Annotated in this window: 17 protein-coding genes; 9 read left to right on the top strand and 8 right to left on the bottom strand. The window is 39.0% G+C overall.

Going from position 1 to position 23,228, the window contains the following annotated elements; genetic code table 11:
* Positions 1-485 precede the first annotated feature (485 nt).
* From NRL14_RS09170 to speD, 8 genes are all read left to right on the top strand, one after another.
* A complete protein-coding gene (locus NRL14_RS09170; protein WP_149605728.1) occupies positions 486-1,067 on the top strand; it encodes an aminodeoxychorismate/anthranilate synthase component II in 582 nt (193 codons plus the stop codon).
* Between the two features lie 46 nt (positions 1,068-1,113).
* Positions 1,114-2,274 (top strand): HDOD domain-containing protein, encoded by a 1,161-nt coding sequence (locus NRL14_RS09175; protein ID WP_007376260.1) that lies wholly within the window; start codon positions 1,114-1,116, stop codon positions 2,272-2,274.
* 379 nt (positions 2,275-2,653) lie between these two features.
* Positions 2,654-3,859 carry an aspartate aminotransferase family protein gene (locus NRL14_RS09180; protein WP_306724498.1) on the top strand — a complete coding sequence of 402 codons (1,206 nt, stop codon included), beginning with the start codon at positions 2,654-2,656 and terminating at the stop codon, positions 3,857-3,859.
* Positions 3,860-3,944: 85 nt separating this feature from the next.
* The gene (gene astA / locus NRL14_RS09185) at positions 3,945-4,961 is read left to right on the top strand and encodes an arginine N-succinyltransferase (protein ID WP_007376262.1); all 1,017 of its coding nucleotides are present in this window, start codon (positions 3,945-3,947) and stop codon (positions 4,959-4,961) included.
* A gap of 15 nt (positions 4,962-4,976) precedes the next feature.
* The gene (gene astD / locus NRL14_RS09190) at positions 4,977-6,446 is read left to right on the top strand and encodes a succinylglutamate-semialdehyde dehydrogenase (RefSeq protein ID WP_306724499.1); all 1,470 of its coding nucleotides are present in this window, start codon (positions 4,977-4,979) and stop codon (positions 6,444-6,446) included.
* Between the two features lie 126 nt (positions 6,447-6,572).
* On the top strand, positions 6,573-6,920 hold the full coding sequence (locus NRL14_RS09195) for a DUF3802 family protein (protein ID WP_007376264.1): 348 nt from the start codon (positions 6,573-6,575) through the stop codon (positions 6,918-6,920).
* Positions 6,921-7,011: 91 nt separating this feature from the next.
* Positions 7,012-7,425 (top strand): OsmC family protein, encoded by a 414-nt coding sequence (locus tag NRL14_RS09200; RefSeq protein WP_306724500.1) that lies wholly within the window; start codon positions 7,012-7,014, stop codon positions 7,423-7,425.
* A gap of 88 nt (positions 7,426-7,513) precedes the next feature.
* Positions 7,514-8,326, top strand: a complete 813-nt coding sequence (gene speD, locus NRL14_RS09205) for an adenosylmethionine decarboxylase (protein WP_007376266.1) — start codon at positions 7,514-7,516, stop codon at positions 8,324-8,326.
* Between the two features lie 52 nt (positions 8,327-8,378).
* On the opposite strand, the gene NRL14_RS09210 is transcribed toward speD, so the two are convergent.
* The 7 genes from NRL14_RS09210 to NRL14_RS09240 all read right to left on the bottom strand — a co-directional run bounded on the left by NRL14_RS09210 (position 8,379) and on the right by NRL14_RS09240 (position 20,977).
* The gene (locus tag NRL14_RS09210; RefSeq protein ID WP_306724501.1) at positions 8,379-9,722 is read right to left on the bottom strand and encodes a M24 family metallopeptidase; all 1,344 of its coding nucleotides are present in this window, start codon (positions 9,720-9,722) and stop codon (positions 8,379-8,381) included.
* 133 nt (positions 9,723-9,855) lie between these two features.
* Positions 9,856-11,127: an aromatic amino acid transport family protein gene (locus NRL14_RS09215; RefSeq protein WP_306724502.1), complete on the bottom strand. Its 1,272-nt coding sequence runs from the start codon at positions 11,125-11,127 to the stop codon at positions 9,856-9,858.
* 455 nt (positions 11,128-11,582) lie between these two features.
* Entirely contained in the window at positions 11,583-14,675 is a 3,093-nt protein-coding gene (locus tag NRL14_RS09220) for an efflux RND transporter permease subunit (protein WP_306724503.1), read from the bottom strand.
* Positions 14,672-15,787: an efflux RND transporter periplasmic adaptor subunit gene (locus tag NRL14_RS09225; RefSeq protein ID WP_007376271.1), complete on the bottom strand. Its 1,116-nt coding sequence runs from the start codon at positions 15,785-15,787 to the stop codon at positions 14,672-14,674. The genes NRL14_RS09220 and NRL14_RS09225 overlap by 4 nt, the downstream gene beginning before the upstream one ends.
* 120 nt (positions 15,788-15,907) lie before the next feature.
* Positions 15,908-16,852: a pseudouridine-5'-phosphate glycosidase gene (locus NRL14_RS09230; protein ID WP_007376272.1), complete on the bottom strand. Its 945-nt coding sequence runs from the start codon at positions 16,850-16,852 to the stop codon at positions 15,908-15,910.
* 12 nt (positions 16,853-16,864) lie between these two features.
* On the bottom strand, positions 16,865-17,026 hold the full coding sequence (locus tag NRL14_RS09235; RefSeq protein ID WP_007376273.1) for a hypothetical protein: 162 nt from the start codon (positions 17,024-17,026) through the stop codon (positions 16,865-16,867).
* Positions 17,027-17,098: 72 nt separating this feature from the next.
* On the bottom strand, positions 17,099-20,977 hold the full coding sequence (locus NRL14_RS09240) for an amino acid adenylation domain-containing protein (RefSeq protein ID WP_306724504.1): 3,879 nt from the start codon (positions 20,975-20,977) through the stop codon (positions 17,099-17,101).
* Between the two features lie 230 nt (positions 20,978-21,207).
* On the opposite strand from NRL14_RS09240, the gene NRL14_RS09245 reads away from it, so the two are divergent.
* Positions 21,208-21,711 (top strand): MarR family winged helix-turn-helix transcriptional regulator, encoded by a 504-nt coding sequence (locus NRL14_RS09245; RefSeq protein ID WP_007376275.1) that lies wholly within the window; start codon positions 21,208-21,210, stop codon positions 21,709-21,711.
* A gap of 373 nt (positions 21,712-22,084) precedes the next feature.
* Here the strand turns inward: NRL14_RS09245 and NRL14_RS09250 are convergent, their stop codons facing one another.
* Positions 22,085-23,218 (bottom strand): alkene reductase, encoded by a 1,134-nt coding sequence (locus NRL14_RS09250; protein WP_007376276.1) that lies wholly within the window; start codon positions 23,216-23,218, stop codon positions 22,085-22,087.
* Positions 23,219-23,228: the final 10 nt, after the last annotated feature.

The following is a 23,228-nucleotide window of genomic DNA, read 5'->3' on the forward strand; positions in this document are numbered from 1 at the left end:
TTACCTTCACATAATACACTGGGGTTTAAACAATCATAAATCAACCATTGCCAACTTAATTTGATATAGCGCAAACAACCGCTTTTACTTTTTAGCAGTTATTGTTTTTTCTAATAAGGGACTTCACCAAAGCAGGCAATAAAATGATCGATAAACGCACGTACTTTAGCGGTCAATAATTTATGGCTGGGGTATACAGCTGAAATAGTCGTATTAACTACTCGTGAAAAGCTTAGGGCTCGATATTATTACTCAAGATGCGAGAAAGTAGAATAACCACAGAAGTTAAGCGACTATGAGTGGAATTAAACTTAAGTAACCTGAACTCTAGGCAATAAATCTATCTTGAGCTGCTATTTTAGTTAAAAGAGCAAGTTTTTAACGCTTTTTGCTAATTTATATTGGTTAATTAATAGTGGTAGAATGCAGCGCTTAGTGCCACTTGTGTGAAGTAGTGGTCAATAATTTATAAGGTCTGTTGTGTAATGCTGTTAATGATCGATAACTACGATTCGTTTACTTACAACTTAGTGCAATATTTTCAGCGTTTAGATCAAGACGTTTTAGTAAAACGTAATGACGAGCTAAGCATTGCACAAATAAAACAGTTAAACCCGAAACACATCGTGTTATCGCCGGGTCCTTGCTCACCTAACGAAGCTGGTATATCGTTAAGCGTGGTTGAGCAGCTAAAAGGGCAATACCCAATTTTAGGCATTTGTTTGGGACACCAAACCATCGCACAAGCTTTGGGTGGTGATGTCATTCGTGCTAAAAAAATTATGCACGGTAAAACATCGCCCATCGTTCATACCAATAAAGGTGTATTTAAAGGTTTAGCCAACCCATTAACGGTATGTCGTTATCACTCTTTAGTCGTTAAAGCACAAACACTGCCTAAAGAGCTTGAAGTAACCGCGTGGAGTCAAACCAAATTAGGTGAATTTGACGAAATTATGGGGTTACTCCATAAAGAGTTAGCGATAGAGGGAGTGCAGTTTCATCCTGAAGCTATTTTAACTGAACAAGGATTAGCACTGCTTGATAACTTTTTAATGCGCTTCTAATTTTTAATACCGATACTTATTTTATATTTACTAATGAATGGATGTTATGACTGAACTTGTAGCGCAACAACGAACAGCTAAAATACTTGACCAACGAGCACATGATTTATTGCTTGGTCATAGCTTTGCGCATCAGCAAATTGGTTTTATTCATACATTAGAAATAGAATATGGCGAGCCAATGAAGCAACGTACGTTGCTTCAAGTTGAGGTCGCAGCACAACATAAACGTCAGCAGAGCAGTACTGCGCATCATAAGTATCGAGCTCAGGCGAGTGAAGTACTTCACAAAGCAATAGAAACAGCTATTTTTAAGCAACTAAGCGACATGGATGCCGTAATCCTAAATACGTTAGGGATTGAAGATGGTATTGCAACTATTCTTGATCTTTTAGCGGTTAAGTCTGCAACTGTAGGGCGGCTAGAGCCTCTAGTAAACGATTTAAGCTGGCTTGGGCGTGAGTTAGTCACACTCGTTAATTTACCTTACTATCGAAAACAGCGTAGTAAAAACACCTCAGTAAAAGTAGATAGCCCCGCGCTTGCTCTGCGCTACATTGGCCTTGATAATTTACAGTTAGTCATACCTACTTTTGCAGTACGTCATTGGATGCCACACAGTACTGAACCATTTTCACTGCTAAAGCGCAGGCTACGTGATAGTGCAATGGCTAATGCGATTGCAGCACAAAAAATAGCGCAAATTAACAATGTAAACGATATTCATGCATTTACCCTTGGTATGCTTTTAGATGTAGGGCGAATCGCATTAGTGCGTTTATATTTAAAAACTTTTGAGCAAGTATGGCAACGTAAAGTACAAATAGCGCGCCAAGAGCAGCGCAAAGACTTGCACACTGCGTTATTAGAATTAAAACCCGACCCGCTTTTTTTAACTACGTTACTTAATAACCAATCTTTAGCTATCAGCGCTAAAGTTATTGAGAAGATGAAATTTAAGTATTTGCCGTTTCAAGGGGTCATGCAGCAGTTGGTTAATGGAGTCGATAAGGGCGATACAATGCTACCTTTAACCGAGGTAATGTTAAAAGCGCGTTGTTACTCTCAATATCTAAATTTAAAAGAACACCAGCTTATTGAATCTGATGAAACAACAGCATGGTTTTCGTACTTTAAGTTCACTAAAACGGAACTAAAAACCCTCGAAACAAGTAATTTTACCAATCTAGCTATTCAAATTGACTAAAAACTTAAAATTTTTGTTAATTTTTTAGCGACTAATCATTCATTCTCACTCTATTGTTATATTGCATATTTAACACTTAAAGTGTGTGCGCCTCAGTGCTCATGCGGTTAGTTGTCTAAAAATGAGCATAATTGACTATGCAAATAGTTATTCACTATCTATGAAATAATATCTTTAGCCCTTTATTTTAAAGGGATACATGAAAGTTTTTAACGAGACAGATTTAAGTAATTCTGAAATAATGTGCGTCTGAAAATTGAACCACAAAGCAATTTTGCGCAATTATCAGGTTACTGATCTTGCCTATAAAATTGGTTACAAATAGTAACCAAACACCTATTTTGATGTTTTGTGTTGCTCACAATTAAGAGGAAATAAAATGACAGTCAATCGCGAATTATTTGATCACGTAATGGTTCCTAACTACGCACCTTCAAGCGTAATTCCTGTTCGAGGCGAAGGCTCTCGCGTATGGGATCAACAAGGTCGAGAGTTTATCGACTTTGCTGGTGGTATTGCCGTTAACTGTCTTGGCCATTGCCACCCTGCATTAGTAGGCGCATTAAAAGAGCAAGGCGAAAAAATCTGGCATCTATCAAATGTAATGACCAATGAGCCGGCACTTCGCCTAGCTAAAAAAATGGTTGATGCGACATTTGCTGAAAAAGTTTACTTTGCCAACTCTGGCGCAGAAGCAAACGAAGCCGCGCTTAAATTAGCGCGTCGTTTTGCACTTGATAAGTTTGGCGCAGAAAAATCACAAATCATCGCGTTCAACAAAGGTTTCCACGGTCGTACATTCTTTACCGTAACTGTTGGCGGCCAAGCTGCATATTCTGATGGTTTTGGTCCTAAGCCAGGCGACATTGTACATTGTGATTACAACGACCTAGCTGCTTTTGAAGCGCTTATCAGCGACAAAACATGTGCCGTAATGATGGAACCTCTTCAAGGTGAAGGCGGTATTGTTTCACCAACTGATGGGTTTGCTCAAGGCGTTCGTGATTTATGTACTAAACATAACGCACTGCTTATTTTTGATGAAGTTCAAACAGGTGTTGGTCGTACTGGCGATTTATATGCATACCAAGGCTTAAACGTAGTACCTGATATTTTAACTACCGCTAAAGCACTTGGCGGCGGTTTCCCTATTGGCGCTATGATCACAACAACTGAAATTGCACAGCACCTTAAAGTAGGCACACATGGTTCTACTTATGGCGGTAACCCGCTTGCGTGTGCTGTTGCAGAAGCTGCATTTGATACGGTAAATACGCCTGAAGTACTTGCTGGCGTAAAAGCAAAAGCCGCATTATTTAATGAACTACTTAGCGCGGTTAACGAAAAATACAACGTATTTAGCGAAATCCGTGGCCAAGGTTTATTAATTGGTGCAGTAGTGAACGAGCAATACAAAGGTCGTGCAAAAGAGTTTTTAGTGGCAGGTACTGAGCAAGGTCTTATGTCATTAGTTGCTGGTGCGGATGTAGTACGTTTCACTCCATCTTTAGTAATTCCTGATGCGGACATTCGCGAAGGTATGGCGCGCTTTGAAAAAGCAGTAGCAAGCGTAGTAAACGCATAAGCGACTTAAGCCAACCAATTAAGGGCAAGCACCGCTTGCCCTGCAATTCCTATTTACCGTTATTTATAAGGGAGCAAGCGGACTCATGATGATCCTTCGCCCAATCCAGCAAAATGATTATTCAGCATTACTGAAAATTGCCCACGAATCAGGGCATGGTTTTACGTCTTTGCCATTAAACGAAGAACTATTGCAAAAAAAGATCGACCATTCAGTAAGCTCTTTTGCTAAACAAACGTCACAACCTGGTGACGAAGGCTACCTGTTTGTTCTTGAAGATAGCGAAACCGGTGACGTTGTAGGTACGTCTGCAATTGAAGCTGCGGTAGGGCTTGATGATGCATTTTATCATTATCACTTAAGTAAAGTGATTCACTCTTCGCGTACATTAAACGTCTACAAAGCGGTTGATATTTTAACGCTATGTAACGACTACACAGGTGCTACAGAGCTTTGCACATTGTTTTTAAAAGATGGCTATCGTAAAAATTGTAACGGTAAGCTACTTTCGAAAGCGCGCTTTATGTTTATAAAACAGCATCAAGAGCGTTTTGCACAAACAGTGATCGCAGAAATGCGCGGTGTGTCTGACGAAAACGGCAGTAGCCCTTTTTGGCAGTGGCTTGAAGAGCACTTTTTCTCAATGGACTTTCCTACAGCCGATTACTTAACAGGTATTGGCCAAAAGGTTTTCATTGCTGAATTAATGCCTAAATACCCAATTTACGTAAACTTGCTAAGTAAAGATGCGCAAGCCGTAATAGGTAAAGTACACGACAACACTCGCCCAGCAATCGAGTTATTAAAAAGCGAAGGCTTTACGTTTAATGGCTACGTAGATATTTTTGACGGCGGCCCAACGGTTGAAGCAAAAGTAGATAACATTGCGACGATTCGTAATGCAAATCACTTTAACGTTGAAATTGGTGAAATGACTGGCGACACCATGGTGTTACTAGCGAACGAAAAGCTTGAAGATTTTAGAGCAACTGTTGCGCCAATGATATTTGACGAGCGCGCAAAAAGCCTTATTTTATCGCAAGAAATAGCAGATGCATTGCATTTGCAAGCTGGCGATATTGTTAGTGCAACCACGATTTAATTTAGGAGAAAGTATATGACTCATCCTGCACAATTTATTAATGGTCAATGGTCACAAGGCCAAGGCACAGAATTTAATTCAGTAAATCCTGCAAATAACGACGTTATTTGGCAGGCATCATCAGCAACTGCGGCGCAAGTAGACACCGCAGTAAATGCAGCGCGCGAAGCGTTTTACGCATGGGCTGATAAAAGCTTTACTGAGCGTTTAGAAATAATTAAAGCATTTGCAGCGCAATTAAAAGAAAACAGCGAAGAGCTCGCTATTACTATTGCACAAGAAACTGGTAAACCACTGTGGGAAACGCGCACAGAAGCGGGTGCTATGGTTGGTAAAATTACCATTTCTGAAAAAGCATTTTTAGAGCGCACTGGCGACGTAGAAAACGCAATGCCACTTGGCCGTGCGATGATTCGTCATAAGCCACATGGGGTTGTAGCCGTATTTGGTCCGTATAACTTTCCGGGTCACTTACCTAATGGCCACATTGTGCCAGCACTTTTAGCAGGTAACACGGTTGTATTTAAACCGTCTGAACTGACTCCTAAAGTTGCTGAGCTTACGCTTAAACTGTGGGAAAAAGCAGGCTTACCAGCCGGTGTAATTAACTTAGTTCAAGGTGAAGTAGAAACGGGTAAAGCCCTTGCTGCTCACAAAGGGATTGATGGCTTGTTCTTTACGGGTTCTTCGCGTACTGGTCATATTTTACATGAACAGTTTGCGGGTCAACCGGGTAAAATTTTAGCGCTAGAAATGGGTGGTAATAACCCACTTATTATTACTGACGTTGAAGACACTAAAGCGGTTGTTCACGATATTATTCAATCAGCGTTTATCTCAAGCGGCCAGCGTTGTACATGTGCACGTAAATTGTTTTTACCTAAAGGTAGCAAAGGCGATGCAATTTTAGAGCGCCTTATCACTGCAACTAAAGCGATTAAAGTAGGCAACTACGATGATGCAGACCAGCCATTTATGGGCTCTATGATCTCATCAGCGGCAGCAGCAGGCATGGTTAAAGCGCAAAACGAGCTTGTTGAACTTGGCGCTCAAGTATTAGTAGAACTTGAGCACACAGCCAATACAGGCTTTGTAACACCAGGTATTATTGAGTGTACAAACATTAGTGACTTCCCAGATGAAGAGCATTTTGGACCACTTTTAAAAGTATTCCGCTTTGACGACTTTGACCAAGCAATTGATAAAGCAAACGATACAACCTTTGGTTTATCGGCTGGTTTATTAAGTGATAGTGCAGCAGATTATGACCACTTTTTACGTCGTATTCGTGCCGGCATTGTTAACTGGAACCGCCCAATTACTGGCGCATCAAGTGCAGCACCGTTTGGTGGTATTGGTGCGTCGGGCAATCACAGAGCAAGCGCGTATTACGCTGCTGATTACTGTGCATACCCAGTTGCTTCAGTTGAGCTTGAAAAAGTAGCGATGCCAGCAACGCTAAGTCCAGGTTTAAAAATAGATTAAGTACTACTTAATAACTATAAAAGCAGCTTCGGCTGCTTTTTTTGTATTGCTATCGTGCAAAGCTAGTAATTCGCGTCGCTTTCTGATTAAATCATGGCAATTAATTATTTTAAGGTGGTATAAAAAATGGTTTTAGATAGGCAAGGGTACGATGATTTGATCATGTATCTAACTCAAAATTTAGCATTGTTTGAGAAGCCAGGCGAGATAAAACCAGGTGCCCCAACAGTAATGGAATTAATTGAAGACGTCATTGCGCAAAATGTTATGCTTATTTGTGAGCAGCACACAGAGCTTAATACAGAGCAGCGTAGCTTAATTGTACGCGAAGTTGACGGCATAGTTTACGATTTAGAAGAAGTCCTCAGTAGTATCACCACACAGCCTGTCACGGTTGAGCAGCATGCATTTATAGATGAATTTGCTGGTTTAGTTAAAAACTTATTCGATAATGCAGTCTCGCAACAGTATTAATCAATTGCTTATATAGCCGCCTAGTACATTTTCATTTGCAACTGCGGCTAAGTTGCTTACAATCAAGAAAATATTTTTTTGAGATAAGCACATGCAAGCAAATGTAAAATGGGTTGAGGGCGATACGTTTATCGGTCGTTCTAATTCTAATCATAATATTGTTTTTGACGCTGGTAGCGATAGTGCCGCGCCAAGCCCTATGGAAATGGTTTTAATGTCGGTTGGCTGTTGTTCATCAGTCGATGTTGTCAGTATTTTAAAGAAAGCCAAACAAGATTTTTCAGACGTGCAGGTTCAACTTACTTCAGAGCGTGCCGAAACAGCCCCACGCGTATTTACTAAAATCAACTTACACTTTGTTGTTAAAGGTAATAATGTTTCTGAAAAACACCTTGCACGCGCCGTTTCCCTCTCTGCTGAAAAGTATTGTTCGGTTGCATTAATGCTTGATAAAACAGTAGAAATTACGCATAGCCACGAAGTTGTGCAAGATCAAGCAAAATAACGCTTTTTCCATAAGGAAAATTCGTATAAAATCCGCGAACTTTTCATTCTGCAGGTGCAGAGTTCACTAATTTATAGGTTGGTTTATTATGAACAAACCCTTCGATAAACTTAAACTTCATGGCTTTAACAATTTAACCAAAAGTTTAAGCTTTAGTATTTACGATATTTGCTACGCAAAGACCGAGCAACAACGTAAAGAATATATTGAATATATCGATGAGCAGTATAGTGCAGATAGACTAACCGACATTTTAGGTGAAGTTGTTGATATAATTGGCGCTAACATTTTAAATGTAGCGCGCCAAGACTATGAACCACAAGGCGCTAGTGTAACTATTTTGGTTTCAGAAGAACCAGTAGAAGAGCAGCAAAATTACGATGCTGACGAAGCGCCAGGTCCATTACCTGATTCAGTTGTTGCGCACCTAGATAAAAGCCATATTTGTGTACACACATACCCAGAAGCTCACCCTGATGATGGTATTTGTACATTCCGTGCTGATATTGAAGTGTCTACTTGTGGCATTATTTCACCACTTAAAGCGTTAAACTTCTTAATTCATAGCCTTGAGTCAGACGTGGTAACAATTGACTACCGCGTTCGTGGTTTTACCCGCGACATAAATGGCGTTAAGCACTACATTGATCATGCTATTAGCTCGATTCAAAACTTCATGACAGAAGATACTAAAGAAGCGTACCAAATGATGGACGTGAACGTGTATCAAGAAAACCTGTTCCATACCAAAATGATGTTAAAAGAAACCGACTTAAATACCTATTTATTCGGCCTTTCTACGGCAGATTTATCAGAGGGCGAAGAAGACGAAATTCGCTCAAAACTGACCCGTGAAATGCAAGAAATATTCTATGGCCGTAACCTGCCAGATACAGAATAATAGCAACGAATTAAATTAAAAATGGCGCTCAGTGAGCGCCATTTTTTTTGCTTTATTTTACAAGCAATAATTGTGTTTGTCGGCCATTTAAATACCAGACACCGCTTTTATCAAAAATAGCGTCCTCTTCTAGCATTATTCTTATTTCTTTGTTCCACTGTTTTATAAACACCGCATTGTTGAGCTCAATAGAGTAAGCCGTATTTAAATGCAGCGGATAGTCACCATCTCCCGGTACACCTTGCTGAGAATCCCACATACCTAATGTAGTACCAGCAGCGTGACCATGATAGCCAAGAGGATGAGTATAAATAGTGGGCTTTAATCCCTGAGCAATAGCGGCTTTTCGTGCTGCAGCTAACACTTCATTACCTGTTTTTCCTACCGCAAATTGATTGGTAAATATATCTTGTAGTTTATTACCGCTTTTTAGTGCTTCAACTAAGTAATTAGGCGCACTCGTTTCGTTTTCTTTGAGCACATACGCATGCTGCTGCGTGTCGGTATTTAAGCGTAAATAAGTAATACCAAAATCGACATGAAGTAAATCGCCGGCTTGTATAACGTTATCATCGTAGCCATTGGTAAAGCTTTCTTCATGATTAAACGACTTCGCATCGGCGCGCTGAATAGCAACGCTTGGGTGAAACCATGTTTGTAGTTTTAGCTCTTTTACGCGCTCTCTAAACCACCATACCAAGTCATCGCTAGTTGTTTTACCCACCGTAATTGTTTTACCCGAAAACCCCTCTGCAATAATATGATGGGCAATAGCCACAATATGTTTATACATTTCAACTTCTTCAGGAATGCGTTGCTCTAACCACGCGACAGCAAGCGGCTCTGCAGAAATTATTTTATTGTGATAAGTGGCGGGCAAGTTAGCCATTAAGGTTTTGTAATCGCCTAGCACAAGGCCATCGGCATGTGCCCAGTCGGTAGAAGTATTGAGCGCAATGTTGCGAGGTTTGTATTGCTCAATAAGCGTATTGAGTGCCTGCCACTGGCTAGGTTGTGTTTGCTTATCCCAACCTTTTTTAAATACATTACCTATTTTATAAGGTGCAATAGCGTAAGCATCAACCCCACCTTGTTTATTAAGCGCAAATAGCAAAATAGTAGTGCGTCTGGCTGAGAACCATGTTGCAGGCAGCATTGTTTTTAATATTGGATCTTCATTGTATTCGCGGCTTATAAGAAGCCACATATCAGTGTTGTGCTGCTTCATTAACGAGGGCATTAAGGTGTTAACCCTAAGCTCAGTTATTTTATTAATAAACGCAGCGCGCTCTTTCATTGATAAAATTGTTGGGGGTTCTGAAGCTTGAACTAAAGGGCTTACAAATAGTGTTGCGAGCAAACATGCGCTTATTAGTAATAATTTATTGTATTGCATAGTTGGGCTATTTTTAGGCTAATTTATACTTAACATGCCAGAACCCACACTATAAAAAAATAATTTGAGACAAACCGTACAAACAAAAAAGCCCAGCTAATTAACTTAGCTGGGCTTTTTTGTATATAGCGTATTAATTAATCATGCTGTAAATAAGTGCAAATACAGCAAGTGAGCCAACCGCTAATATAAATAGCGTGCTTAAACGGTTACGGTATTTATGAAGTGCAGGCACTTTATAAACTGCAATCATTGGCATGATGAATAAAATCATTGCGATGATAGGGCCCGATAACTGATCCATCATATCTAAAATACTTGGGTTTTTAACAGCGCAAAACCAAATAGCTAAAAACATAATTAACACACCAATTTTATCGGTAACGCCAGCGCTTAAGCTTGTTTGTTTAGTTACTAAACCTGTAAAGCTTTCGCGTGCACCTAAAAAATGACCCAAAAACGACGATGTAATAGCAATAAAGGCAACAAGCGGCCCAAGTGTGGCAATAAACGAGTTATCAGTAATGTTAGCAAGATAGGACAGAACCGATACGTTAGCCGCTTTAGCAGCGGCCATTTGCTCGCCTGTAAGCGACAGCACGCAAGAGAACACAAATAACAGTACAAAGGTAATAAGTAGTAAGCTAGTGCGCTTTAAAATCGCCTCTGCCTTGCTTGTTGCTTGGTTACCGTAATGGCCGCGTTGCACGTTTACAAAGCTTGAGATAGCCGCTGCGTGGCTAAACGAAAATACAATAATAGGAATCGATAACCACAACGTTTTACCAAAGCTGCCCATTTCAGGCATGCTCATATCGGGCACTTGCCAGCTTGGGATTAAATAAAGTGATAAAAACAATAATATACCCACAAGCGGATAAACTAAGATAGCAAAGGCACGTAGCATTAAGCGCTCGCCGCCCATCATTAAGCTAATCATACCTGCAACTAATACACCCGAAAGTAATACGCGAGATGGCGACTCTAACCCCATTTGATTAACCATAAAGCTATCCACAGTATTGGTTAAGCCCACACCGTAAATAAGCAAAATTGGGAATATAGATAAAAAGTACAACAAAGAAATTAACCGACCTGCAGTCACACCAAAGTGCTCTTCAACTACATCGGTAAAGTCGGCATCTTTATTTTTCGACGAAAGTACAAAGCGTGCTAAGCCTCGGTGGGCACAAAAGGTCATTGGGAATGCTAAACACGCCATAATAATTAACGGCCAAAAACCACCAATACCAATATTAATAGGTAAAAATAAAATACCCGCACCAACGGCCGTGCCAAATAGACTTAGCGTCCATTGTGTATCGTGTTGGTTCCATTTTGAGGTAGAAGAGTGTGTGTTATTTATTGGTGCATTTGAAAGCGTTGCACCTTGAGGTGTTGTCATGTGTGTGCTCATCCATTATTTGTAATAATAATTGCGCCGAAGAATATAGTTTTTGACTAAATTTTTCATGTTTTGAGCTGGTTTTAGAATGAATTAGTTGTAGTGGTTTAGTGACTAACTGTCATGAATATGAAACAGCGATTTAAAAGTGAGCAATGTATAAAGTAATAATTATACAATGTGTTGTTTATTTGAACGAAGTAACTGCTGTCAGGTTTTTTTGTATGAAACAAAGTTTTTTATACGCTGCAGATATTACATAATTTATCGCGATAAGAGCTTTAGCTTATTAGAGCGTGTTGATCTTTGGTCGTTGAATTTTCAACAGCATGTTTGCATGTAAGCCAACAAGGTAACGCAGGAGCTGTTACCGAGCTGGCTATGTTATAAATCTCGCGCCGGGATTAAATTTCCCCTAGATAGAACAAACTTTAATCCTGAGAGATCAACAAACCTCAACTAATAGCAAAAGATGATTTTTCATTTGAACTGCAAAGGTTACTTTTATTTACTTCTTTAGGTACTCGTTTTGAAGCCAGTTTTACGTAAAAAGCAGGCAATACAAAAAGAGTAAAAAGGGTTCCTATAAGCATTCCTGCTACTAATATAATGCCAATACTATTTCGGGCTTCAGCCCCTGCTCCAGATACCATTAATAATGGGAAGTGCCCAAGAACAGTGGCAGCAGTGGTCATTAAAATAGGCCTTAATCTGGTTGATGCAGATTCAATGACGGCTTCTATGCGGCTTTTACCTTGCTCTTGTAGGTGATTTGCAAATTCGACAATTAAGATACCGTTTTTTGCAATCAGACCAATGAGTGTGATTAAACCGATTTGAGAATAAATATTGATAGTCGTTAATTCAAAATACGATAGCATCAACGCGCCAGCCATTGCCAAAGGTACACTCCCAATTAACACAACTAGAGGGTCTCGAAAGCTATTAAATTGGATACTAAGCAGTAAGTAAACAATGACCAGTGAAATGAGCATAACGCCTAATAAACTATTACCTTGTTGTCTTATTTGTCTAGACTCTCCGGCATAATCAACAGTGTATGAAGAGGGGAGTAATTCTTTTGCGGCATTTTCTAATGCTGAAAGTGCCTCTTCTTTTGTGGAGTTAGGTAATACGGCTCCAAATATACGAAAGGCATTTTGCTGTCCAAAGCTATTTAATTGTCTAGGAACTGTTGCCCATTTAACTTCAGCTATTGCAGATAATGGCACGCTGGTTCCATTAATTGATTTAATGTTTAAGCTTAGTAGTTTTCCAGGATCTGACTTTACATTTCGGTCAATAACAGGGATTACCTGATAAGCTTTTCCTTGCGCATCAAATCGATTAACGTAGTTATTTGATAAAAGAACACTCAGTTGCTGATTGACATAAGCGAGATCCATTCCTAAATCGGCAATTTTATCGCGCTTTAATTGTAATTGTATTTGGGGTAAATCGATTTTTAAATCAGTATCTGCGTATAAAAAGTGCCCACTAGCAAATGCTTTACCTATAAGTTGCCCCGCATAGCTTTGCATTATTTCAAAACTATCACTGGACTTAACGACCATTTCTACATCGAATTGGCCCGCAGTAGGAAGTGGCGCTGGAAGAATGGGCAACGGGTTGACTCCAGGGGTTTTAGCCAAGCGTCCATAAACCTCAGGAAGAATTGATTTAGTTGTGTAATCTCGTTCGCTAGCACTTATAAATTCAATACCGCCAAAAGCACTATTGGTAAAAATGTTCTGCCACATTTGAGTTGTGCCGGGTATTTCTAATAAGCTATCAACCATGCCACGAATGTTATCTTCATTATAAGTTAACGATGACTCAGGGGGGGATTGTACAAGTACAAATATGCTGCTTTGATCCTCAACTGGCGCAAGCTCTTTTTGTGCACCTTGGTAAAATGGTATTATCATAAGGCTTAACGCAATTGCAGCGACAATCACTTGATTTCGCCACGACAATAAAAGAGTAAGTAACAATGCATATTTATTTCTTAGCTGATCAAATACCCAGTTTACTTTTTTTGTTAATTTAGTTTCTTGCCCTTCAGCAGGGATAACATACGCGCTCATTATTGGTGAAAGTGTGAGGGCAACAATGCCTGATATAAGCACTGATATTGCTAGGGTAAAAGCAAATTCTTTAAATAATACGCCGGTAAGTCCAGACAGAAAGCCAATCGGTAAATACACCATTGTTAGTGTGAGAGTCATTGATACAATTGGTACAAACAGCTCTTTGGAGCTTGTGAGCGCAGCGTCAATTTTAGATTTTCCTGCACGAATATGACGTGAAACATTTTCTACAACAACAATCGCATCATCAACGACCAAGCCAACAGAGAGAACAATAGCAAGCACGGTTAGTAAGTTTAACGAAAAACCGACGACATACATTGCGGCAATAGCACCTAATATTGAAATAGGAATAGTCACTAAAGGTACCGCTGAGCTTCTAAATGATCCCATCATAAAAAGAACAACAACGCCTACTAGAATAACCGTCTCAATAAGTGTTTTAAAAATCTCATTTAATGCATCGCGCATATATAAAGTACCATCATAGGCATAACCAATGCTGATACCATCCGGTAAAGTCTTATTAGTTTTATCGGTTAATGCGTAAAGTGCGTCACCAACTTCAATTTCATTTGCACCTGGCTGCGGCCAAACTGAAATATAAACAGTATCATGCTGATTTAAGCGAGCACTTACCGTTGGCTGCTCAGAGCCAAGTTCAATATGGGCTACATCTCTCAGATATATAACATCATTATCTATACGTTTTACAATTAACTGCTTAAATTCATCGATACTTTTCAATTGTGTATTAGCGACCAGATCAATTTTTTGTTTATTAGTTTCTATATAACCTAGCGTAGCTATTGTATTATTTGCAGCCAACGCGGAGTAAATATCGTCAGCGCTAAGATCAAATGCTTCTAACTTTGCAGAATTTAAATGCACGCGCATCGCAGGCGTTCTACTGCCTTCAATTGCGACTCTTTGAACACCCTCAATATCTGTAATTATAGGAGTCACTTGCCTTGATAAAAAGTCGGTTAGTTGTGTAAGTGATTCGCCTTGATGCTCTATATTTAAATAAAATAGCGCATGAGGTCGATCGGTGCGCTTAACGCTAACAATGGGATCCTCAGTATCATTCGGGAGCATATATTTAACTTGGCTAAGACGAGCAGTAAGCTGTGATAAAGCCCGAGTACTATCTTCGTTTAAATTTAAGTAAGCTGTTACAGTGCTATTCCCTGCAATTGTGACTGATTCAACATAATCAACACCTGGAACCGTAGCAGAAATACGTTCAATTGGTTCTGTAATAAAACCTTTAACTGTTTCAGCTGATGCGCCTACGTAGTTAGTTGAAATAACTAAAGATGAACTTTCAATTTTTGGAAACTGTAGCACAGTCACCTTAAGCACTGACCAAATCCCAGCAATACAAATAATGGCGGATAAAACGATTGCAAGTGTTGGTTGTGTTATGAATCGATCCATAAAATGATTGTTTTTCATAATGATACCTTAGGAGATAACGTATCTTCCATAGCTACAGTACGCTCTGAATTAAGCAAGTATGCTCTTAAACCGTCACGCAATTTAAATGCTCCATGACTTGCGATTAATGCGCCTGAGGTTAAGCCATTGGTGATCATAACGAGATCCCCAATACGTTCGCCTAATTCAACTTGTGTACGCTTAGCGTATGTTTTTCCTTCCTCGTCTTTATTTAATAAATATACATAGTTCCCTAATTTGCCTTTAATAACTGCTAAATATGGGATCGCAACAACCTCTTTTTTGTTGCCAATAGGTACCTTAATTTTAACGAGTTGATTTGAATTTAGTTTAGTATTTCCTAATGTAATTTTTGCACGGTATTTCAGCTGTCTTGAGTGTTTTGACATTTCTGGTGCAACAGAAGCTACTTGTGCAATTATTTCTGTCTGTGTGTCATCAAGTAGCGTTAATACTACCGGCGTATTAATTGCTAGCTCTGTATAGGTTTGCGGGAGAGAAAAATCGACCCACATATATTTTTCAATACCAATGAGCTGAGTTAGATTTGTATTAGCAGGTAAAAACTGACCGACTTGCAAGTCATGTATACCAACGCGGGCTGTAAATGGTGCTGTAATCACTTTTTTAGCAATTTTAGCTGAGAGTAGGTTTATTTCTGCTTGGTATTGAGCAAGTAAAGCCGTTGATTCATCTAATTGCTGAGCGCTCAATTTATTTGAATTATAAAGGCTTTTATATCTCTTTACGGTGGTGTTTTGTAGTTCAAAGCGTGATTTAGCTATTTGCAGTTGTGCTTTTTCCTCCTCGTGTTCTATTTCGAGTAACGTATCACCTGCATAAGTAATACCGCCAGATTGCAAATAGAGTTTTGTAACTTTACCTGCTGATTCATTAATTAACGATAATGTTTTAGGGGCTTTTACGATACCGCTAATATCTATATGTGACTGATGAGCAACTTTTTCTACATACATAGCTTCGACATTAGCCGATTGTTCATTGCCTATATTGCTGCGCGCATCAATGATGTTACTTTTAACTGCAAAGCTGCCCGCTATTAAAATTGCTAGTATGCCTGTCGTTGTAATCCATGGAATGAAATTCATAATTAGCTCCTTGTGTGCATCTAGTAGGTAATATGCTTGGGTGAAGTTTGTTTATGTAAAGTATCTTTATATAAAGATATATAATTAAAAAAATTTGTCAATAAACTTCACCCATTATTTTTACGCTACTTCTCTTTTATTACTAGATTGCTTTGCATGGGCAACAGCTAAATGCCCTGCAACACGCGCTGTATTGATCAAAACGGCACTGTTAGCTTTAGCTGAACGCCCTTTAGTTACTTCATCAATTGCTTTCATAATGTACTTAGTGACTTTATTTCCACTGATCCCTTGCGCTTGAGCCGAGCTAATTGCCGCGTTGATAGCATCATTAACATCATCACTATCAATGGCATCTTCGAGCTTAGTGGGTGTTGTAATTAATACACTGCGCTTATTATCAAGCAGCCATTGGGTTTCAATTATGTCGGCTAAAATAGATGCATCATCTATCCGTTGTGGTGCTTTATAGCCACTTGAGCGACAGTAAAATGCAGGGAAATCATCAAATTGATAAGATATAATAGGAACATTGTGGGTCTCTAAGTATTCAAGTGTTAAACCTAGATCGAGTATGTTTTTTGCACCAGCACATACAACGGCAACCCGTGAACGTGTAAATTGCATAAGATCTGAAGAAATATCCATCGTATTGTTTGCTCCTCTATGAACGCCACCAATGCCGGCAGATGCAAAAAAGCATATTCCTGCTAACTCAGCTGCAATAATAGATGAGGCAACGGTGGTTGCACCCAATTGCTTAGTCGCTAATACAACGGGTAAGTCACGCGTGCTGACTTTAGGTATATTTGCGGTTGTTGCAAATAACTCAATCTCACTTTCATCCATGCCAATTAGTAATTTACCATTAGCGACTCCAATGGTTGCAGGGATTGCCCCCGATTCACGAACTGCTGCTTCTACTTGTAACGCGGTGTGTTTATTTTCAGGGTAATCTAAGCCATGCGTTATAACATTAGACTCAAGTGCCACGACCGCAAGCCCTAACTCAAGAGCCCGTTTAATTTCAGGCTTAATAACAAGATTTATCTTTGTATTGTTCATTTTATTTTTCCTCTAATAACTTGGTTTTTTAATTAATTTATATTTTTGCTGAATAATATGTTTGTTATAAACACGTTGTCGCCAATTTTTCGGTTGCTCTGCATGCAGTGCGATTGAAATAAAGTCGTTATTGCATTTAAACTCTTTACTTATCAGTGCCGAAATTTTTTTCACGAGCCTATTCTTGGTAGAACTGGATACGTGAGAATCAAAATAATGTATGTTGATATGCGGCATGTTGCGTCCTTACGCTATTAATAATGAACGATGGCTCTCGTAAGAACCTTGAGATTGCACAATGCAATTAAACAGCTCATCAACACCTTGATGTTTTAATAATGCGTAATGATCTGCTTGTAAGTGTTGTGTTATCGCTTCTTTTTCGTTGTACTCAGGAATGTTTTCAATAAATGAATAATCATCTCCTTGTGCTTTAAATATCACTTTTGGTGCTTTTACTTGGCGTTCAAGCAACTCTGTGAATGTATATTTAAACTCATAAGTGCGCATGACTACTTCTATGATTTTACTGACAACATCTCGATTCAAAGTGCGATGATTCATACATACAAAGTCAATAAACTGTTGTTTATTAGTCACTGCCGATAAACATTGTTCTAATACCGGGCCTTGTATTTTTTGAAAGAACACTGAAAATAAAATGGTGACAAATGCAGGAGAAGTAAAACAAGGTGTCTGCTCTTTTTGTGAATACTGAGGTAGATTAGGTGAGCCAGGTGCAATGAGATAAAGTGCTTCCACGGTCTCGCCACTTGCTTCAAGTTGATGGGCCACTTCAAATGCAACACGCGCCCCAAAAGAGTATCCCCATAACGTATAAGGACCCGTTGGTTGCTCATTTTTGATTAGCTTGATATCAGCTTCTGCCATTTCTTGTATTGTATCGTAAGGAACTTCATCACAATTAAGGCCATGCGCTTGCACTGCAATAAACGTCGCTTCATCGGCCACTTTTTCAGCTAAAGGTTTTAAGCTCATTGGATACCCACCTAAACCAGGCCAGCAGAAAATTCGCGATTTTTGTGTAGAGTTATTTAAATTAATCAACCGACTATGTGAGCTGTTATCGTTTTGCTTAATATAAAGAGCAAGTGCTTCAATAGTGGGGGCTTGAAAGATAGCTTGCATTGGGATACTAATGCTCAACTCTTTATTTAAAGTATTCATAAATGTAACGGCTGTTAAAGAGTTTCCACCACTTTCAAAAAAATTATCTTGGACTGATACTTTGTCCCATTTCATCACATGGAGCCAAATATCAGCTATTTTCTCTTCTAATTTATTTCGAGGCTCAATGTAGGCTGCCTTATTTTCAATATTATCAAGTTTCTCTGAATTTTTTAGAGCGAGATAATCGACTTTCCCATTCGCTGTTTGTGGGAATTCAGCAAAAGTTATAATTTTATTAGGTACCATATAGCTAGGTAGCGAATTTTGTAAATCATGATTCAATATTTCAAGGGGGCCACGCATATGTATAGCGTCTTCTTTCATACCTTCACTGCGCTTTTGCTCATCTGTAATTTTTCCACCAATGCAAAAATAAAATGGTTTCATTGTACAATTCGCATCAGATAAAATTTCTTCAATACGATTGGCTGAAGGTAAATTATTACCAGATTTTGAGCTATAACCAGAAGACATTAAACCTATGTTTAAGTCGTTCATTTGTAACTGCTGTAACTTACGACCTAAATCAATATAGTGTCGCCAAGCCGTTGTAGAATGATTAAGTAAAGAAATACCAAAAGAAGCTCTATCATAGACTTGCTGATTAATGGCAATCACTTTTTTCTTTTCAATTAGCTGATCAGAAAGGGGTGTCAGCTGATTATCTTGAACTGTGTATTGTCCTGAATTTAAACCATCTACATTTTGAATTTGCACTAAGGTCTCAACATTTGAAAGCGAGTCAGTTTCGCTATGTTGGCTAATATCAAAACTTCCTAAGTAGGCGTCATCTTCGTGAACAGCTAAGTAATCTTGGTATTCATTGTCAAAACTAGCAGCGCCAATTGAAAGGCCAAACTGAGGTAAAATATGATCAAATAAGCCAAGCATATGGCCTGTTTCCATTTCTAAAACTTCTAATATATTATTTTGATATACAGGTTCTATAGCTGATTGTTTACCTAAAAAATGGCAAGTTAATTTAACCGTGCTTGCAGGCGCTAATGAGCGTACAAGATGCAGGGTATGTAGTTCAGGGTGATAATAATAAATACCCGATTTTAAATTAAATAAATTATGTATTTCTAAAAATAACTGCGTAGCATACAGGGCGCCTGGAGATGCATAGCCATACTTGGGCAGTAAGCGTTGCTTGCTTTTAAACTGGCCAAAATATCTCATGATTTGACCAAATTCATCATATTCTAATGCGCTGACAGGGCGTGTAGGGATCTCTGATTTTTGTTTTTTGAGTAAGTTAAGTATTTCTTGCTCACACACATTTCCACCATCAAAGTAACGATAAGTTTTACGAGCAAAAACAGTTTCAGTTTGCTCTTTTGATGCGTTTTTATTTGGTAAATTAAATACGGGTAAGTTTAACAGCGCTTGTGGTTGTCTAAATCCAGCATTAGAGAGTTGTGCTTTAACTTGTAATTTACTTTTTTTAGATTGATGGTGTTCACTCTGCTTGCCTTGATCCATTAAAGCGGCTTCACGATGATTTAATTCAATGCATGCAATAAGATTTTGAAAACCGGTACGCTGGTCATTTTTTACAACCATTGCGGCATTTTTTATCCAATCATGCTTTTCAATGGCAAGTCTAATTTCATCAAGCTCAACACGGTAACCACGTAATTTAATTTGATTATCGGCGCGACCTAAAAAGTGTGTGTTACCTTCTTTATCACGTTTTACAATATCACCACTGCGATAGAGCGTATTATGCATAGGCTCGCTATTGTGAGGGTTAGATATAAATCTTTCGAGCGTTGTATCGTTACGGTTTAAATAACCTCTAGCAACCTGCACACCACTAATATAAAGCTCACCAGATTCACCCTCATCAACTAAGTTTAACTGTTCATCAAGTATATAGTAGTGAGTATTGGCTACAGGCTTACCAATGGTAATTGCATCAAACGCTTGTTCTAAAGTATGAGGTGTTACTTTATGGCTGGATGAATTTATTGTGCATTCTGTTGGCCCATATAAATTGATTAGATCTTTTTCAGGCAGTGTTTCAAAAAATTGCAAGGCGAGCTGTTTAGTAAGCGTTTCACCCCCACTGAACACGTGAGACAATGAGTTGCACAATTGAATACAAGGCGAATCAAGCAAGGCTTGTAAAAGGGTAGGAACACATTGCAAAACGGTCACTTGTTTTTCAATGATTAAATCAATAAGTGCAAGCGGATCGCGATACATTCCTACTTCACTTGTAACAACACAAATACCGATTGCATTAGCTAAAATCTCCCATTGGGCTGCATCAAAGCTAAAAGGCGTTTTTTGTACAATACGAGTTGATTGGCTAAAGCTATGCTCTTCTTTTAGCCACAGAAGCTGATTAACAATACTGCTATGTTCAATGATGACGCCTTTTGGATCACCTGTGCTTCCAGAGGTGTAAATCATATAAGCAAGGCTATCTTGTGATAGTGGCGCATAATATGACGTATTATCATCAACATCATCTATTGAAATCACAGTAATGTCGCTGCTAACCAATGCAGTAATTTGCTCTTTTAAATGTGCTTGAGTTAAAACTAAGCGCGCTTTAGAGTCTTTTAGCATATAGCTAATACGTTTTTCAGGGTATTCAGGAGACAGTGGAAGGTATCCGCATCCTGCATAAATAGCTCCCCACACACCAAAAATTAAGTCAGGCGATGGATCGACAAACAAACCAACATATTCACCTTGCTTAGCACCATGCTGATGGAGTAAAGAGGCAATGTTAGCTGATTTTTTATCCAGCATTTTATAGCTCCAATCTCCTTGGTTACTAATTACTGCAGTTTCATCAGGTGTTTCAATAATTTGCTTTTGAATTAAATCAAACAATGTTCGAGTATCACTTTCTCCCAAAAAAGATATCTGATCTTGCTCAAGGTTTTCGGTTCGATTTAGTTGGTTATGTAGTTTCATTTCTATGCCTATTCCTTTATTTAAAATTTTATAGATGACTAATTTTTGAATTGCCTTGTTAAAAATGAGTACTACACATAACTCTCATGTAACAAAGTTAGGTAAAAGATAATACATACAATCTTAATGTCAAGTATCTTTGTGTGAAGATACTTGTTGTGATGAGTCTTGTCGTAGAGGTTGTTGTGAGTTATATTGGTTTATCAATTTAAATTAGAGTAGTAGATATAATGAAAAATGATCTTGTTGACGTCGTTATAGCCCAGTGGAATAAAGAAAGACCTGATTTAGACCCTTCGCCTATGGGAGTTATGGGCCGACTCGTTCGTACCGATGCAATGTTTAGCAAAGAATTACAAACTGTATTTGGCCGTTTTGGCCTCAATGGTGGCGAATTTGATGTATTAGCGACAATTAGGCGTTCAGGAAAACCGTTTACATTGAGTCCAAATCAACTATTGCAGACATTAATGCTAACCTCAGGCTCAATGACAAACCGTATCGATAAACTAGAAGCTAAAGACTTGGTTGCACGCAGCTCTGATCCTAATGACCGTCGAGGCGTTATGGTGTCTTTAACAGAGAAAGGTTTTCAATTGATTGATCAGGTTGTAGAGGAGCATATCGCAAAAGGGCAGTCTTTATTGTCACCTTTAGATAAGTCGGAGCAGCAGCAACTCGCAGTATTACTTAAAAAATTACTTTTAGGCCTTTCTAGCTCTACTTATAAATAAGGCCAGTTGGCCTTTCAGGAGCACAATTTGTTCTATCTAGGGCATGTTGATCTTTGTGGATTAAAATTTGTTCAATCGAGGAGCGATTTAATCGTGGCGCGAGATTTGTAACTTGGTAGCTTTGGTAACGCTCCTGCATCACCTTACTAACTTATCTTTATGTAAGAATAGGTAAATTCGCGCAAAGCTTCCGCGCCCTACTCACGGCTTTTATTTACATCTATGTAGCAGCAAAGAGTAAATCGCCCCTAGGACGAACCTAAGGGCTACGGATGTTTGGCACTTACGCTGCGTTATCGCCTATTTATGGGGAATAATCACACGACATAAACTCTGCCTCGCCTAACTACCAAACCTACAGGTGCAAAATTAATCACGAAAGCTCAACACGCTCTAATATAGATTCACTTTGTTTCTCAGATAGCGATGCACTTTTATCTACCATTGTAGGATAATCGGTATAACCGGTTTCGTCGCCACCATAAAACGTATCGGGATCTACATTATTAAAAGAAGCATTTAACTTAGTACGTTCTACCAAATCAGGGTTTGCTAAAAAGAGTGCCCCTAATGCCACACCATCGCATAAATTTTCATTTAACACATCTGATGCAATAGCAGGGGTTACAGGGCCATCCTGCCAAGCTTTGTGAGGGTTTAATATAAGCTTACCTAACCATTGGTTACGGATCTGCTGGGTGTGCTCACGGTTAGCCGCTTCCATAATATGCAAATACGCCAGATCAGTTGGCAACTGACTAATAAGAGTTTGGTAGAGCACTTCACTGTCTTGTTCAATAATGTCATTGTAAGTATTGTCGGGAGAAATACGAATACCGACTCTTTTAGCACCAATAGCTTGTGTAACAGCCGCCACTACTTTTAGCGTAAATCTTAAACGGTTTTTGACGCTACCACCAAATAGATCGGCTCTATTATTTGTATTGCTTGCCATAAATTGGTGAAGTAAAAAACCATTTCCTGCGTGTATTTCTACCCCATCAAAACCTGCCTGAATCGCTAATTCAGCTGATTTTGCGAAGTCTTCAATGGTTGCTGTAATTTCATCTAATGTCATTTCTTTTGGTGTAGGGTAGCTCTTTGGCCCTGTTGGTGTAAAAGCGTCTCCGGTAGCTTTAATTGCTGAAGGCGCTATTGATTGATGAGCACTGGGGTATAATTCAGGATGCCCAATACGACCAGAATGCATCAATTGAGCTACAATTTTGCCTCCCCTTTTATGTACTGCTTCAGTAATGGGCTGCCAGCTTTTCACATGTTGTAAATTATGTAGCCCTGGGGAATTCATAAAACCTTGACCAACTTGGTTAGGTTGAATACCTTCAGAAATAATTAACCCAGCTGTTGCTCTTTGAGCATAATAGGTTGCCATAAGAGGCGTTGCTAATCCTTCAGCTGTTGCCCTGTTTCTACTCATTGGTGCCATTACAAAGCGATTGCTTGCGTTGATTTTCCCAAAACGAGCTTCTGTAAATAAGTTGTCCATGTTTACTTCC

The organism is Pseudoalteromonas sp. 20-92, from assembly GCF_030847595.1.
GTDB classification, from domain to species: domain Bacteria; phylum Pseudomonadota; class Gammaproteobacteria; order Enterobacterales; family Alteromonadaceae; genus Pseudoalteromonas; species Pseudoalteromonas fuliginea.

Excerpts from the sequence above, each read along its gene's own strand:
- NRL14_RS09220 (WP_306724503.1), bottom strand. The coding sequence starts at position 14,675 with ATGAAAAACAATCATTTTATGGATCGATTCATAACACAACCAACACTT.
- NRL14_RS09240 (WP_306724504.1), bottom strand. The coding sequence starts at position 20,977 with ATGAAACTACATAACCAACTAAATCGAACCGAAAACCTTGAGCAAGAT.
- NRL14_RS09170 (WP_149605728.1), top strand. The coding sequence starts at position 486 with ATGCTGTTAATGATCGATAACTACGATTCGTTTACTTACAACTTAGTG.
- NRL14_RS09195 (WP_007376264.1), top strand. The coding sequence starts at position 6,573 with ATGGTTTTAGATAGGCAAGGGTACGATGATTTGATCATGTATCTAACT.
- NRL14_RS09210 (WP_306724501.1), bottom strand. The coding sequence starts at position 9,722 with ATGCAATACAATAAATTATTACTAATAAGCGCATGTTTGCTCGCAACA.
- NRL14_RS09175 (WP_007376260.1), top strand. The coding sequence starts at position 1,114 with ATGACTGAACTTGTAGCGCAACAACGAACAGCTAAAATACTTGACCAA.
- NRL14_RS09230 (WP_007376272.1), bottom strand. The coding sequence starts at position 16,852 with ATGAACAATACAAAGATAAATCTTGTTATTAAGCCTGAAATTAAACGG.
- NRL14_RS09180 (WP_306724498.1), top strand. The coding sequence starts at position 2,654 with ATGACAGTCAATCGCGAATTATTTGATCACGTAATGGTTCCTAACTAC.
- NRL14_RS09250 (WP_007376276.1), bottom strand. The coding sequence starts at position 23,218 with ATGGACAACTTATTTACAGAAGCTCGTTTTGGGAAAATCAACGCAAGC.
- NRL14_RS09215 (WP_306724502.1), bottom strand. The coding sequence starts at position 11,127 with ATGACAACACCTCAAGGTGCAACGCTTTCAAATGCACCAATAAATAAC.
- NRL14_RS09245 (WP_007376275.1), top strand. The coding sequence starts at position 21,208 with ATGAAAAATGATCTTGTTGACGTCGTTATAGCCCAGTGGAATAAAGAA.
- astD (WP_306724499.1), top strand. The coding sequence starts at position 4,977 with ATGACTCATCCTGCACAATTTATTAATGGTCAATGGTCACAAGGCCAA.
- astA (WP_007376262.1), top strand. The coding sequence starts at position 3,945 with ATGATGATCCTTCGCCCAATCCAGCAAAATGATTATTCAGCATTACTG.
- speD (WP_007376266.1), top strand. The coding sequence starts at position 7,514 with ATGAACAAACCCTTCGATAAACTTAAACTTCATGGCTTTAACAATTTA.
- NRL14_RS09225 (WP_007376271.1), bottom strand. The coding sequence starts at position 15,787 with ATGAATTTCATTCCATGGATTACAACGACAGGCATACTAGCAATTTTA.
- NRL14_RS09200 (WP_306724500.1), top strand. The coding sequence starts at position 7,012 with ATGCAAGCAAATGTAAAATGGGTTGAGGGCGATACGTTTATCGGTCGT.